Origin of the sequence: Mesorhizobium sp. M8A.F.Ca.ET.218.01.1.1 (assembly GCF_004791165.1) — a bacterium.
Classification (GTDB): domain Bacteria; phylum Pseudomonadota; class Alphaproteobacteria; order Rhizobiales; family Rhizobiaceae; genus Mesorhizobium.
In genome coordinates, this window is record NZ_SRUZ01000006.1 from 222,360 (window position 1) to 236,555 (window position 14,196).

Annotated in this window: 11 protein-coding genes and 1 tRNA gene; 7 read left to right on the top strand and 5 right to left on the bottom strand. The window is 63.3% G+C overall.

Translation table 11 applies throughout. The annotated features are described in order from the left end of the window. Positions 1–87: 87 nt before the first annotated feature. A complete protein-coding gene (gene gltB / locus EN861_RS22370) occupies positions 88–4,821 on the bottom strand; it encodes a glutamate synthase large subunit (protein WP_135865611.1) in 4,734 nt (1,577 codons plus the stop codon). 486 nt (positions 4,822–5,307) lie between these two features. Here gltB and EN861_RS22375 point away from each other — a divergent pair, with 486 nt between their 5' ends. Next, a complete protein-coding gene (locus EN861_RS22375; RefSeq protein ID WP_135865613.1) occupies positions 5,308–6,360 on the top strand; it encodes a low specificity L-threonine aldolase in 1,053 nt (350 codons plus the stop codon). A gap of 71 nt (positions 6,361–6,431) precedes the next feature. On the opposite strand, the gene EN861_RS22380 is transcribed toward EN861_RS22375, so the two are convergent. Then, a complete protein-coding gene (locus EN861_RS22380; RefSeq protein WP_027142918.1) occupies positions 6,432–6,899 on the bottom strand; it encodes an Hsp20 family protein in 468 nt (155 codons plus the stop codon). Positions 6,900–7,375: 476 nt separating this feature from the next. Here EN861_RS22380 and EN861_RS22385 point away from each other — a divergent pair, with 476 nt between their 5' ends. The 4 genes from EN861_RS22385 to EN861_RS22395 all read left to right on the top strand — a co-directional run bounded on the left by EN861_RS22385 (position 7,376) and on the right by EN861_RS22395 (position 9,844). Further along, a complete protein-coding gene (locus EN861_RS22385; protein WP_135865615.1) occupies positions 7,376–8,353 on the top strand; it encodes an alpha/beta hydrolase in 978 nt (325 codons plus the stop codon). Positions 8,354–8,520: 167 nt separating this feature from the next. Next, positions 8,521–8,676 carry a hypothetical protein gene (locus tag EN861_RS35530; RefSeq protein WP_189343704.1) on the top strand — a complete coding sequence of 52 codons (156 nt, stop codon included), beginning with the start codon at positions 8,521–8,523 and terminating at the stop codon, positions 8,674–8,676. 72 nt (positions 8,677–8,748) lie between these two features. Continuing rightward, positions 8,749–8,910, top strand: coding sequence for a DUF1127 domain-containing protein (locus EN861_RS22390; RefSeq protein WP_245512090.1), 162 nt, complete (start codon positions 8,749–8,751; stop codon positions 8,908–8,910). A gap of 103 nt (positions 8,911–9,013) precedes the next feature. Continuing rightward, complete coding sequence (locus EN861_RS22395) at positions 9,014–9,844, top strand: AraC family transcriptional regulator (protein WP_135865619.1); 831 nt, start codon at positions 9,014–9,016, stop codon at positions 9,842–9,844. Between the two features lie 12 nt (positions 9,845–9,856). On the opposite strand, the gene hisN is transcribed toward EN861_RS22395, so the two are convergent. Both hisN and EN861_RS22405 read right to left on the bottom strand, forming a co-directional pair. Further along, on the bottom strand, positions 9,857–10,630 hold the full coding sequence (hisN, locus tag EN861_RS22400; RefSeq protein ID WP_127869909.1) for a histidinol-phosphatase: 774 nt from the start codon (positions 10,628–10,630) through the stop codon (positions 9,857–9,859). Between the two features lie 372 nt (positions 10,631–11,002). Then, positions 11,003–11,944: an N-formylglutamate amidohydrolase gene (locus EN861_RS22405; RefSeq protein WP_127869910.1), complete on the bottom strand. Its 942-nt coding sequence runs from the start codon at positions 11,942–11,944 to the stop codon at positions 11,003–11,005. Positions 11,945–12,105: 161 nt separating this feature from the next. Between EN861_RS22405 and EN861_RS22410 the strand changes: the two genes are divergently transcribed. Together EN861_RS22410 and EN861_RS22415 are read left to right on the top strand one after the other, a co-directional pair. Next, positions 12,106–12,468: a response regulator gene (locus EN861_RS22410; RefSeq protein ID WP_010911372.1), complete on the top strand. Its 363-nt coding sequence runs from the start codon at positions 12,106–12,108 to the stop codon at positions 12,466–12,468. A gap of 115 nt (positions 12,469–12,583) precedes the next feature. After that, positions 12,584–12,658: transfer RNA gene (locus EN861_RS22415), tRNA-Val, on the top strand. Between the two features lie 199 nt (positions 12,659–12,857). Here the strand turns inward: EN861_RS22415 and EN861_RS22420 are convergent. Further along, positions 12,858–14,012, bottom strand: coding sequence for a dihydrodipicolinate synthase family protein (locus EN861_RS22420; RefSeq protein WP_135865621.1), 1,155 nt, complete (start codon positions 14,010–14,012; stop codon positions 12,858–12,860). Positions 14,013–14,196: the final 184 nt, after the last annotated feature.

The window sequence follows — 14,196 nt, forward strand, 5'->3', positions numbered from 1 at the left end:
TGAGGCAGCCATGGCAACCTTGAGCCCGAGGTCAAACTGTCGATGAAGGGGCCGGGAAGCCTGGGCTCCCCGGCAATTCTCAATAATCTATTCGGCCGCGACGCCCATGCGCATGCGTTCCATCTCGATCAGCGCGCGGCGGTATTCGACCGGCATGATCTTGCGGAATTTCGGCCGGAACGTCGCCCAGTCGTCGAGGATCTCGCGGCCGCGCACCGAACCCGTATAGTGCACGTGGTTCGAGATCAGCTGGTAGAGCCGTTCCTCGTCATGGCTGGTCATGTCGCCGGAGACGTCGACGCGGCCCTTGTGGTCGAGGTCGCCGCCATGGTGCAGCAGCTTTTCCATCAGGTCGTCTTCTTCCGGAACCGGCTCCAGCTCGACCATGGCCATGTTGCAGCGCTCGGCGAAATCGCCCGCCTCGTCCAGCACGTAGGCGACGCCGCCCGACATGCCGGCGGCGAAGTTGCGGCCGGTCTTGCCGATGACGACGACGACGCCGCCCGTCATGTATTCGCAGCCATGATCGCCGACGCCTTCGACGACGGCCGCCACGCCCGAATTGCGCACCGCGAAGCGCTCGCCGGCGACCCCGGCGAAATAGGCCTCGCCCTCGGTCGCGCCATAGAGCACCGTATTGCCGACGATGATGGAGTCGGCCGCGACGATCCTGGCTTCTTGCGGCGGCCGGATGACGATGCGGCCGCCCGACAGGCCCTTGCCGACATAGTCGTTGCCGGCACCGACCAACTCGAAGGAAACGCCGCGTGCCAGGAAGGCGCCGAAGGACTGGCCGGCGGTTCCGGTGAGCTTGACCTGGATCGTGTCCTCGCGCAGCCCCTTGTGCTTGAAGCGCTTGGCCACCTCACCCGACAGCATGGCGCCCGTGGAACGGTCGACATTGCGGATGTCCACCTCGATCTTGACCGGTTGCTTGGCCTCCAATGCGGGCTTGGCCAGTTCGATCAGCTTGCGGTCGAGCACATCGTCGATCGGGTGCTTCTGCCGTTCCGTCCAATGCACTGCTTCATGCGGCGCATCCGGCTTGTAGAACATCTTCGAGAAGTCGAGCCCGCGCGCCTTCCAGTGCTGGATCACGTCGCGCTTTTCCAGAAGGTCGGCGTCGCCGATGATCTGGTCGATATGGGTAAAGCCCATTTCGGCGAGCAGCGCCCGCACCTCTTCCGCCACGTAGAAGAAGAAGTTGATGACGTGCTCGGGCGTGCCCTTGAAGCGCTTGCGCAGCACCGGGTCCTGCGTCGCCACACCGACCGGACAGGTGTTGAGATGGCACTTGCGCATCATGATGCAGCCGGCCGCGATCAGCGGCGCGGTCGAGAAGCCGAACTCGTCGGCGCCGAGCAGCGCGCCGATGATGACGTCGCGCCCGGTGCGCAGGCCGCCGTCGACCTGCAGCGCCACGCGTGAACGCAGGCCGTTCAACACCAGCGTCTGATGCGTCTCGGCAAGACCCATCTCCCACGGGCTGCCGGCATGCTTGAGCGAGGTCAGCGGCGAGGCGCCGGTGCCGCCATCATAACCCGAGATGGTGATGTGGTCGGCGCGCGCCTTGGCGACGCCGGCGGCAACCGTGCCGACACCGACTTCCGACACCAGCTTGACCGACACGTCGGCCGCCGGATTGACGTTCTTCAGATCGTAGATCAGCTGCGCCAAATCCTCGATCGAATAGATGTCGTGATGCGGCGGCGGCGAGATCAGGCCGACGCCCGGCGTCGAGTGCCTCACCTTGGCAATGGTCGCGTCGACCTTGTGGCCGGGCAATTGGCCGCCCTCGCCGGGCTTGGCGCCCTGCGCCACCTTGATCTGCATGACATCGGAATTGACGAGATACTCGGCCGTCACGCCGAACCGTCCCGAGGCGACCTGCTTGATCGCCGAGCGTTCCGGGTTCTTGCCGCCGCCAGGCAGCGGCAGATAGCGGTCGGCCTCTTCGCCGCCCTCGCCGGTGTTCGACTTGCCGCCGATCTGGTTCATGGCGCGCGCCAGCGTGGTGTGCGCTTCCCTGGAGATCGAACCGAACGACATCGCCCCGGTCGAGAAGCGCTTGACGATCTCGGCTGCCGGCATGACGTCGTCGAGCGCGACCTTCTTGCGCCCGCTCTCATCCGCCAGCTTGATCTTGAACAGGCCGCGGATGGTCTGGGCGCGGGCCGTCTGGCTGTCGATCTGCGTCGAATACTCCTTGAACGTGTCCCACGAACCCTGGCGCACGGCGTGCTGCAAGGTGGCGACCGCGTCGGGCGACCACATATGCGCCTCGCCGCGCATGCGGAACAGATACTCGCCGCCGACCTCCAGGCTGTTGCGCAGCACCGGATCGCTGCCGAAACCGTCCGTGTGGCGGCTGACGGTTTCGCCTGCGACCTCATCAAGTCCGACGCCTTCGATCAGCGTCGCGGTGCCGGTGAAGTACTGCTGCACGAAATCGGTCTTCAGCCCGATGGCATCGAAGATCTGCGCGCCGCAATAGGACTGATAGGTCGAGATGCCCATCTTGGACATCACCTTGAGGATGCCCTTGCCGATCGACTTGATGTAGCGCGACACCACTTCATAGGCGTCGACCTCTTCCGGCAGCTCGCCGCGCTTGTGCATGTCGAGCAGCGTGTCGAAGGCCAGATAGGGATTAATCGCTTCCGCGCCATAGCCGGCAAGGCAGCAGAAATGATGCACCTCGCGCGGCTCGCCGGATTCCACGACCAGGCCGACCGCGGTGCGCAGGCCCTTGCGGATCAGATGGTGGTGCACGGCGGCCGTCGCCAGCAGTGCCGGAATGGCGATGCGGTCCGGCCCAAGCTGGCGGTCGGACAGGATGATGATGTTGTAGCCGCCGGCGACCGCTGCTTCGGCCCGCTCGCACAGACGTTCGACGGCGCCCTGCATGCCGGCAGCACCCTCGCTCGACCCATAGGTGATGTCGATCGTCTTGGTGTCGAAACGGTCCTCGGTATGGCCGATGGAGCGGATCTTTTCGAGATCGCCATTGGTCAGGATCGGCTGGCGCACCTCGAGCCGCTTGCGGCGCGAATTGCCGACCAGGTCGAAGATGTTCGGCCGCGGTCCGATGAAGGACACCAGGCTCATCACCAGCTCCTCGCGGATCGGGTCGATCGGCGGGTTGGTGACCTGGGCGAAATTCTGCTTGAAATAGGTGTAGAGCAGCTTCGACTTGTCCGACATCGCCGAGATCGGCGTGTCGGTGCCCATCGAGCCCACTGCTTCCTGGCCCGTGGTCGCCATCGGCGACATCAACAGCTTGGTGTCTTCCTGGGTGTAGCCGAATGCCTGCTGGCGATCGAGCAGGCTGACGTCCTTGCGCAGCGCGCGCGGCTCCACCGGCTTCAAATCTTCCAGGATGAGCTGCGTGTTGGAGAGCCAGGTCTTGTAGGGGTGCCTGGTCGCGATCTCCGACTTGATCTCCTCGTCGGGGACGATGCGGCCCTTGGCCAGGTCGATCAGAAGCATGCGGCCGGGCTGCAGCCGCCACTTCTGCACGATCTTCTCCTCCGGCACCGGCAGCACGCCGGCTTCCGAAGCCATGATGACGCGGTCGTCATCGGTGACGATGTAGCGTGCTGGACGCAATCCGTTGCGGTCGAGTGTAGCGCCAATCTGGCGGCCATCGGTGAAGGCGACCGCCGCTGGCCCATCCCACGGCTCCATCAACGCCGCATGATACTCGTAGAAAGCTTTGCGGTCGGCATCCATGAGCTTGTTGCCGGCCCAGGCTTCCGGGATCAGCATCATCATGGCGTGGCTGAGGCTGTAGCCGCCCTGGAACAGGAACTCGAGCGCATTGTCGAAGCACGCCGTATCCGACTGGCCATCGTAGGAGATCGGCCAAAGCTTCGAGATGTTGTTGCCGAACAGTTCGGAATCGACCGACGCCTGGCGCGCCGCCATCCAGTTGTTGTTGCCGCGCACCGTGTTGATCTCGCCATTGTGGGCGACCATGCGATAGGGATGCGCCAGCTTCCACGACGGGAAGGTGTTGGTCGAGAAGCGCTGGTGGACGAGGATCAGCGCGGTCTCGAAACGCGGGTCCTTGAGGTCCTTGTAGTAGGCGCCGACCTGATAGGCCAGGAACATGCCCTTGTAGACGATGGTGCGCGCCGACAGCGACACGCAATAGGCGCCGATGTCCTTGTTGTCGTTCTCGGCGTAGATGCGGCCCGAGATGACCTTGCGTAGCAGATAGAGCCTGGCCTCGTATTCCTCGTCATCGATGATATCGGCCGTGCGGCCGATGAAGACCTGGCGGTGGAACGGCTCGGACGCGACGATGTCAGGCGCCTTCGACAGCGACGAATTGTCGACCGGCACGTCACGGAATCCGAGCAGCGGCAGCCCCTCGGACTGCGCCGATTCGGCGATGATCTCTTCGATATGGGCACGAAGGATGGCATCCTGCGGCATGAACCAGTGTCCGACGCCATACTGGCCGACCGGTGGCAGTTCGATGCCTTGGGCCGCCATCTCCTCACGGAAAAAAAGATCCGGAAGCTGCGCCAGCACGCCGGCGCCATCGCCGACCAGCGGATCGGCGCCGACGGCGCCGCGATGCGTCAGGTTCTCGAGCACGGCAAGCCCGTCCTTGACGATCTGATGCGACTTCACGCCCTTCATGTTGACAATGAAGCCGACGCCGCAGGCGTCATGCTCGTTGCGCGGATCGTAGAGACCCTGGGCGGTGAGGCCGCCGGTAGTCGCGCGATTTTTGATGGAGGTATTTTTGACGGCGGCCGCTTTCGTCTGCGCGGCCTGGCCGTTCGTCGCAGAGAGCGTCAATTCCGTCATCGTTCTATCCTCCGTTCCGCGCCACGTGGCATTGGCCTGCGGGCGCTGGTTTGCCTTGGCGAGCACTTGGGCTCGCCCTTCATTCTTGCGGCACGTCTTGCGAAATCGCCGAACCAGGCGGCGCGCCGCTGGTTCATATCCGGTATCGTACAGGCCAGAGCTGGTCCGTCCACCTGTCGCTCGCGGCAAAAGCCGGAGTGGCCTAAACGATACGCCAATCCAGCCAGTTTTGTGCGACAAAATAAGACAGCACTACTGTCCTAAATTTTTATGACAGAAATCCAGAACCCACACAAGACCGATTCACAAAAAACTTGGCCGCGTCGCGACACAAAATTTCGTGAGGCGGCTGCAAAACGTAAGCTTCGGTCTGTGAGGGCGCCGCCGGCCCGACCCTGGCTTTACCCGTTTTCTGGTGGCTGGCTCTTGCGGGCGGACCATGAAACCGGTCAAGGTCCCGGCGATTTTCCCAACACAGGCAGACGCATGTTCTTCGCTTCCGACAATTGGGCAGGCGCCCACCCAAGCATTGCAGCCGGCCTCTCGGCCCATACCGCCGGCTTTTCGACCGCCTATGGCGACGGTGCGCTCGACCAGGCCGTCTACCGGCGCTTCAGCGAGATTTTCGAACGCGAGGTGGCCGTGTTCTTCGTGGCGACCGGCACCGCCGCCAATTCACTGTCGCTGACGACCTATAACAAGCCAGGCGGCATTTCCTTCGCGCACCGCGAATCGCATGTCATCGAGGACGAGTGCGGCGCGCCGGAATATTTTTCCGGCGGTGCGCGGCTACACGCGGTCGACGGCGCCCTGGGCAAGATCGAACCACACAATCTGGACAGGGCTATCGGCCGTTTCGCCGGCGAGGTGGTCCATTGGGGCCGGCCGATGGCCGTTTCGATCACCCAGTCGACCGAGGTCGGCACAATCTATGGCCTGGCCGAGATCGAAGCGATCTCGGCGATCGCCAAGCGCCATTCTGTGCCGCTGCACATGGACGGCGCCCGCTTTGCCAATGCGCTGGCCGCGCTCGACACCACGCCAGCCGAAATGACGTGGAAACGCGGCGTCGACATCCTGTCCTTCGGCGGCACCAAGAACGGCTGCTGGTGCGCCGAGGCGATCGTGCTGTTCGATCTCGACCGCGCCAAGGAACTGGCCTTTCTGCGCAAGCGAGCGGCACAGCTGTTTTCGAAGTCGCGTTTCGTCGCGGCGCAGTTCGAAGCCTATTTCAAAGACGGGCTGTGGCTCGACACCGCAAGGCATGCCAACGCCATGGCAGCGCGCCTCGCGGCGGCGATCGAGGATTCGGCCTCGGCCAAGCTGGCGTGGCTGCCGCAGGCCAACGAAGTCTTCGGTGTGATCAAGAAAACGCAAGCCGAGAAACTGCAAGCGGCCGGCGCGGCCTTCTACGACTGGCACAGGCCGCACGGCTTCGACGGTCATATCGGCGAGGACGAGCTGCTCTATCGCTTCGTCACCAGTTTTGCGACGACCTCGGAGGAAGTCGACCGCTTCGGCCAGTTGATCGCCGGCTAACCGGTGTCCCGGGCAACAAAAAAGCGGCGCCTTTCGGCGCCGCTTTCCGTCTCGGGAGGAGACTTTAGACTTTAGGCAGCGGTCTTGGCCTCGATCTGCTTGGCCTTGGCCGGAGCCGAGGTGATCGCGATCTTGCGCGGCTTCAGCTCTTCGGGAATGTTGCGCTTGAGGTCGACGAAGAGCAGGCCGTTCTTCAGCGCGGCGCCGACGACTTCAACGTGATCGGCAAGCTGGAAGCGGCGCTCGAAGGCCCTGGAGGCAATGCCGCGATAGAGCAGCTCGGAGCCTTCGCCGGTGCCCTCGTCCTTGCGCTCACCCTTTACGGTCAGCACGTTGCGGTGGGCTTCGATCGAGATCTCGTCATCCGAGAAGCCGGCAACCGCCATCGAGATGCGGTAGGAATCCTCACCAGTGCGCTCGATGTTGTAGGGCGGATAGGTCTGCGCGCCATCGGGCTGGGCGAGAGAATCAAGCATCGTGAAGAGACGGTCGAAGCCGACGGTCGAACGATAAAGCGGGGAAAAATCAACGTGACGCATGAGGTGTTCTCCTGTTGAGCAACATGGTTTGCGTATGGCCGGTGCGAAACCCGTGAGCGGCGTTTCGGGAGGACCAGCGGCCCCGACATTGGCGGCCGCAATCCACATCTGGGGAGCGCTTGAAAGCATTTCAAGTTTCGTTTGACCGGAAAAGAATGAGGCGGCCAGCCTTTGATGAACGGCAGATGAACCGGCGCTTCGGCGCCCGTTCAGACAGCCGCCGCTAAAGTGGCTCTCAAGATCAAGGATTGGCGGCGCCGGTTTTCCAGAGGCGCCGCAACGAGGCCGAACCGGGTGTTAACGTCCCTTCCTCCCGGATCGACAGGGGCCGGAAGCGCGCTCAAAGCCGCTTCCGGCCTTCCCCGTTGCGGTCCTCCACAAGCCGGATTTGCTTTGCTTTTGATGTATTGGCGTCTATCACCTTGAGGCCAGCCGCGACAGGCTGGCGCGCAAAGACGCCGAGCACAAAGCGCCGAATGACGGATCTTTTCCACGACACCCCGCTTTTTCACGAAGTTGAAGGCAATCCGCGACCGGAAAACGCCACCGGCGGCTTTTTCACCACGCGCGACGGCAAGAAGATACGTTACGGCCTGTTCGCAGCGGTGGCGCGTCCAATGCGCGGCACCGTTGTGCTGCTTGGCGGCCGCAACGAGTGCATCGAGAAATATTTCGAGACCATCCGCGACCTTGCCGCGCGCGGCTTCGGTGTCGCCACCCTCGACTGGCGCGGCCAGGGCGATTCCGACCGGTTGATCCGCGATCGTCAGCGCGGCTATGTCAGGTCGTTCCGCGACTATACGGCCGACCTGGAGCAGTTCTTCGAGGAGATCGTGCTGCCGGACTGCCGCGGACCCTACTACATCCTTGCCCATTCCGCCGGCGCTGTGATCACGCTGCTTGCCGCGCCGTCGATGGTCAACCGCGTGCGGCGCATGGTGCTGATCGCGCCATTCCTGACATTGCCCGACCTGCCGGTCTCGATACGGACGGTGCGCCGGGTCTGTTCGCTTTTCTGCGCCCTGGGGCTCGGCAGACTCTATGCCGCGTGGGGTCCACGGCCGAGACACACCCTACCCTTCGAAGTCAACAAGGTGACGTCGGATCCACAGCGCTATCGCCGCAATACGCGCATCTATGAAGAATATCCGCAACTGGCGCTTGGCGGGCCGACGATCCGCTGGCTGCAGGCGGCGGCGAAGGCGTCGGAAGCCATCAGCGACCCCGACTTCATGGCCCGCATTCAGGTGCCTCTGCTGATCATCGCCGCCGGTGCCGACCAGGTTGTCTCGACCAAGGCCGTGGAAGCCTATGCCAGAAGTCTGCGGCTCGGCTCCCTGCTGATGATCGACGGCGCCAAGCACGAAATCCTGCAGGAAGTCGACCTCTACCGCGAGCAATTCCTCGCCGCCTTCGACGCCTTCGTCCCCGGCTCGGACGACCCGACGGCCTGACGGGCCCCGCGGTGCCTCCCACAGGCCGGCATAGCTGACACCCCGTTGTCAGGAAGAGCGCACAGACCAGGTCCCCAGTAGGCCAACTGCTAAAGATTCTGACAGGCCGCGGCTGCTCCGGAATGCTCATCTGCATGCGTCGAATTGAACGCCATGGAAATGAGATCATGACCGAGAAAACCTGCGCCGCCTGCGATTGCCAACTGGACGCCAACCCGATCCGCGTGAAGGTCGGCGGCAATACCGTCGAGGTCTGCTGCGAGGAATGCGCGCAGGCGCTGAACGAAGCCGGCGCCTCGGCGGCCGGCACGGACGAGGACTGAGCGATGCGCCCCGATCACACAATCGTGCACCGCCTTGCCGGCCGGGCGCCGGCAGTCCGCGCCGCGACCACCATGCAGTCTTTGCGTGCCCACTGCATTGCGGCGGCAAGATGGTTCGGCCGCCAGATGGAGAAACGAAGGAGCCGCCATGCCTTGCTCGAAATGAGCGACGAACAGCTCAAGGACATCGGTCTTTCGCGTGGCCAGGCCTATGCGGAATTCAGGCGCCGCTAAGCGCCTGTCGAAAGTCTCCTGACAGGCCTGGGCAGTCCGCCTGCGTAAAGTGCTCTCCGCAATTCCGGACTCGTTTCCGGCGCGAGGAAAGAGCGCAACGGCCATGTCGCAATTCACGGTACAGCCGCTTCTCGACACCGGCACCGTCAGGGTGAGGGACGTCGTCTGCAGTGGCACATGCCGGCACAGGAGCGATGAGGAATGCACCGCGGCCACGCATCTGGTGTTTCCCTATCGCGGTGTCTTCGTGCGCCATGTCGGCCGCAATGACGCGGTAGCTGAAGCCAATCAACTGCTGTTCTTCAATGAAGCCGAGCCTTATCAGGTCAGCCATCCCATCGAGGGCGGCGACGCTTGCCTCGACCTCGTCATCGAGGACGGTCAATTGCGGGAGCTGGCGCCGAAGGATCAGCTTCGCTCCGGCCGCACGCTGGCGTTTCGTCGTCAGCGCCGGCGCATCGACCCGCGCGCGCAGGCGCTGGTGGCGCTGCTGCGCCACAGCCTGAGCCGCAATGTCGCTGAAACGCTGGAGGCCGAGACGCTCGCCCTGACACTGGTGCGGCGCTCGCTTGGCGAGCGCACCTCGCATGTCGCGGGCGCCAGCCCTGGCCGGCAGAAACTGGTCGACCGCGCCAAGCTCGTGCTGTCGTCGGACCTGTCACGGCGCTGGACGCTGGCCGGGATTGCCGTCGAGGTCGGCGTTTCGCCGGTCTACCTGACGCAGGTGTTCCAGCAGGTCGAAGCCATGCCGCTCTACCGCTATCATCTGCGCCTGCGGCTGGCGCGTGCGCTTGACCTGCTTGGCCGTTACGACAATCTGACCACGCTGGGCATGGATCTCGGCTTCTCCAGCCACAGCCATTTCAGTGCCGCGTTCAAGCAGGTCTACGGGCGTACGCCGGCGGAATTCCAGCGTTCGATACGGTCGCGCTGACCGCAGGCGATGTCAGCCGCGCAGGGCAGCCATGGCGGCGGCATGAAGCTCCGGTGTCGCCGCCGCCAGCACATCGCCGCCATTCTCCGCCGGCCCGCCGTCGAAGGTGGTGACGACACCGCCGGCCTTCTCGATGATCGGGATGAGCGCGACGATGTCGTAAGGCTTCAGGCCGGGATCCGTGACGATGTCGACGCTGCCCGAGGCGATCATGGCGAAGGCATAGCAGTCGGCGCCGTAGCGGGCGAGTTGGACTTGTTTCTCGAACGCGTCATAGCGCGTGCGCGCTTCGCCCTTGAACAATGCCGGCGTGGTGGTGAACAGCGTCGCCTCATCGAGTTTTGTCGTCTTGCGGGTCGACAGTTTTCGCGGACCGCCCGGTCCCTCGTAATGCGAGCCGGATCCATTGGCGTAGAACAGTTCGCCGGTGAAGGGTTGCGCCATCATGCCGGCAACCGCATCGCCGTCGACCGTCAACCCGACCAGCGTCCCCCACACCGGCAGGCCGGAGATGAAGGCGCGCGTGCCGTCGATCGGATCGATAACCCAGACATGCCGGCTGGAGATGTTCTCGCTGCCGTGCTCTTCGCCCAGGATACCGTGGTCGGGGTACTCGGCCGATATCAGCGCCCGGATGGCGCGCTCGGCCTCGCGGTCGGCCTCGGTGACCGGATCGAAACTGCCCTTTTCCTTGTTGGCGACCGCGCCTTGGGCGCGAAAGCGCGGCAAGGTCTCAGCCGCTGCCGCTTGCGCGATACGGCGCATGAAATCGACGCTGATGTCCAACTGATTCTCCCGCGTTGCAGCATGCCCAGACAGTCGTTTGCCGTCACTTTCGTGCCAAAACAAGGGTGTTCGAGAATTTTCCGGCAGCGACACCTGTTGCTGAAATGTCACGTTTCTGTCAACGAAACGCAATTTCCACATCACTCTGAATTAAAAAAGCCTGAACGTCGCTTGACATTTGTGCGCTGCACAATACCCTCATTCTCGGATAGGGTTTCCTGTCCATGCCCTCCTTGGGCGTTTCCTCCCTAGACTTCGACCGTATCGTGCAAACGATGCGGTCTTTTTTTCAGCCGCCGCTCCCGAAGCGTACCGCCCAAAACCACACGAGGGGTCTTCGGGCAGTCGCACGCATGGAACAAGGCGTGATCTTCACTCCGCGGCCAGAGGCAGGTCGATGAAATGGTGATCCGGCATCGCCATCAGGTCGGCTGAAAATCGCGTCAGATCGTCGGCCAGCGCGTCGAAGCCGGCGGCTTTCTCGAATGTCCGCTCATTCATGTAGAGCCCGCGATTGACCTCGATCTGCAGCGCATGCAGATGACGCGCCGGGCGGCCGTAATGTTCCGTGATGAAACCGCCGGCATAAGGCTTGTTGTGAGCAACGGTATAGCCCATCGCGGTCAATAGGCCGATCGCGGTTTCGGTCAGGGCCGCGGTGGCCGAGATGCCGAAACGGTCGCCGATGATGAAATCCGGCCGCAGCCCGTTGTCGCCGACACGGATGCTCGCCGGCATCGAATGGCAGTCGATCAGCACGGCAAAGCCGAAACGGGCGTGGGTCCGGGTCAAAAGCCGCTTCAGCGTTTCGTGATAAGGCTTGTAGACGGCTTCGATGCGGGCAACCGCCTCGGCGAGCGGCAAGCGGCCCGCATAGATGTCGAGCCCCTCGCCCACCAGCTTCGGCACGGTGCCGAGCCCGCCGGCCACGCGCGCGGAGCGGATGTTGCAGAAGGACGGCACCGGCTCGGCGAACATGCGCGGGTCGAGTTCCCATGGCTCGCGGTTGACATCGAGATAGGCACGCGGAAAATTTGCCGCCAGCATCGGCGCACCCAGCGCCACGGCGCCGCCGAACAGCTCGTCGACATAGCAATCCTCCGAGCGGCGGATGGCGTTGCGATCGAGCCTTGCCATGGCAAGGAAGCGTTCAGGATAGTAGCGGCCGCTATGCGGTGAATTGAAGAGGAAGGGGACGCGCTGCTCGGCGCCCGACCGGATTTCGAAGGGTGGAAAGACCGAAAAATCCTCGGCTGCCGTCTTCAATTTGAACGAACCCGAAAACACCAGTGCATCATGGCATGAAACTGCCACCTTGCTGGCCGCATGTCCAGCATTTCAGCCGTCGTGCCGCTTGGCAAATGTGGGGCAAGCGCGTCGGTGTTCACTTGATGTTTACTCTCACCTCCTCATATACAGGATGGTTAACGGGCCTGCCCCTCGGCAGTCTCGGCGGGTGATTCGGACGGGACAACATGGCACGCATTCTTCTGGCGGAAGACGACGACGATATGCGTCGGTTCCTCGTCAAGGCGCTGGAGCGCGCCGGTTATCAGGTCAGCGATTTCGACAACGGCGCCAGCGCCTATGAGCGGCTGCGCGAAGAACCATTCTCGCTGCTTCTGACCGACATCGTCATGCCGGAGATGGACGGCATCGAATTGGCGCGCCGCGCCACCGAGATCGACCCCGACCTCAAGGTCATGTTCATCACCGGTTTCGCCGCCGTCGCGCTGAACCCGGATTCCAAGGCGCCGAAAGACGCCAAGGTGCTGTCCAAGCCCTTCCACCTGCGCGACCTCGTCAACGAGGTCGAGAAGATGCTGCACGCGGCCTGAGCCGCCTTCCGCAAGCCGCCGGGGTCAGTCCACAGCCGCGGCGAGACGACGTGTTTTTCCTCTTTTCCTGCTATTGACGCGCCGGACCAAAAATGGTGTATGCGCGGCTTCGGATGGGCGTGTAGCTCAGCGGGAGAGCACTGCATTGACATTGCAGGGGTCACAGGTTCAATCCCTGTCACGCCCACCATCCAGATCCAAACCAGCTGAGTCGAAGAGATAGGGCGTAAGGCCTGGCCGCCGCTGCGTGCCCTGATTCCCCCACTGCCCTATTCCCTCATCGAATCATTGCGGTGTCGGGTCAGGCTATTCCCAGGCCTGTCAGCGAGTTTTGCGAAGGGGCAAGCCACAACACTCGAGTTGGCGGCCGCGGCCAACCTGTGTGCCACTCAGACGCCCGCGACGGCGCAGAGGCTCTTCATCCTGGCAACCGCCATCTCCGGGTCGGCCAGCAATCCAGCCTGATCGGCAAGGCGGAAGACTTCGGCATAATGGCGGATGCCGCGCGCCGACTGCATGCCACCGACCATCGCGAAATGGTCCTGGTGGCCGTTCAGCCAAGCCATGAAGACAATGCCGGCCTTGTAATATTCGGTCGGCGTCTCGAAGATTTTTCGCGACAACGGCACGGTCGGCGCCATCAGCGCGTCGTAGCCTGTACGGTCGCCGGCGGCCAGCTTCGCCAGCGCCGCATTGGCAACCGGCGCGATCGCGTCGAAAATGCCGAGCAGCGCGTGCGAGTGGCGCTTGCCGTCTCCGGCGATCAGTTCGGGATAGTTGAAGTCGTCGCCGGTGAACATCACCACGCCGTCCGGCAGCCGGTTCCTGAGCGCCACCTCCTTGCCGGCGTCGAGCAGCGATATCTTGATGCCCTCGACCTTGCCGGCATGGCGCTCGATGATGGCGACCACCGTATCGAGTGCGGTCTCGAAATCATCGCTGCCCCAATAGCCTTTCAGGGCCGGGTCGAACATGTCGCCCAGCCAGTGCAGGATCACTTTGCCGGAGGCCTGGCCCAGTATGCGGTCGTAAACCAAGGCATAGTCGTCCGGGCCCTTGGCGACGGCGGCCAGCGCGCGGCTGGCCATCATGATCGCCTTGCCGCCTTGCCCTTCGATGAACGCGAACTGTTCCTCATAGGCGGCGATCACATCATCCAGTGTCCTGGCCGACGCCGGCGCCAGATGGTCGGTTCCGGCGCCCGAGGCGAGGTCGGCGTCAGCGACGGTCCTCGCCTCCGCGATTGATCGGCGGATCAATTCCCTCGCGCTCCGCCAATCGAAACCCATGCCGCGCTGCGACGTGTCCATCGCCTCGGCGATGCGGAAGCCGAGCCGCCAAAGATGATGGCGAAACGCCATCGTCCTGTCCCAGTCGACAACCGGCCGCGACCATGGATCGGTCATTTCCAGGGGATCGGCGACGACATGCGCGGCGGCATAGGCGATGCGCGGGAACCGCGCGCCGATCACTGGCTGGACCGGCTGTCCGACAAGCGCGTAACCGGTGCTGCGGCCACCCGCGCCGGGCAAGGCAATGTCCATCGATCTCTCCGTTTTCGGCGTTTATTAAATGGAACGTTCCAATAAATCAAGAACCTTTAAGATTCGAAAGTGGCTCACGACCAATGCTGCGTTGCAACACAGGAAGCCTTGCCCGGCATATCGTTGGACCACGTACGATCGGCCTGGTTTGATTGAGAAAAAATCCCGATTGACTCACCCATGG

Excerpts from the sequence above, each read along its gene's own strand:
- gltB (WP_135865611.1), bottom strand. The coding sequence starts at position 4,821 with ATGACGGAATTGACGCTCTCTGCGACGAACGGCCAGGCCGCGCAGACG.
- EN861_RS22375 (WP_135865613.1), top strand. The coding sequence starts at position 5,308 with ATGTTCTTCGCTTCCGACAATTGGGCAGGCGCCCACCCAAGCATTGCA.
- EN861_RS22380 (WP_027142918.1), bottom strand. The coding sequence starts at position 6,899 with ATGCGTCACGTTGATTTTTCCCCGCTTTATCGTTCGACCGTCGGCTTC.
- EN861_RS22385 (WP_135865615.1), top strand. The coding sequence starts at position 7,376 with ATGACGGATCTTTTCCACGACACCCCGCTTTTTCACGAAGTTGAAGGC.
- EN861_RS35530 (WP_189343704.1), top strand. The coding sequence starts at position 8,521 with ATGACCGAGAAAACCTGCGCCGCCTGCGATTGCCAACTGGACGCCAAC.
- EN861_RS22390 (WP_245512090.1), top strand. The coding sequence starts at position 8,749 with ATGCAGTCTTTGCGTGCCCACTGCATTGCGGCGGCAAGATGGTTCGGC.
- EN861_RS22395 (WP_135865619.1), top strand. The coding sequence starts at position 9,014 with ATGTCGCAATTCACGGTACAGCCGCTTCTCGACACCGGCACCGTCAGG.
- EN861_RS22410 (WP_010911372.1), top strand. The coding sequence starts at position 12,106 with ATGGCACGCATTCTTCTGGCGGAAGACGACGACGATATGCGTCGGTTC.
- EN861_RS22420 (WP_135865621.1), bottom strand. The coding sequence starts at position 14,012 with ATGGACATTGCCTTGCCCGGCGCGGGTGGCCGCAGCACCGGTTACGCG.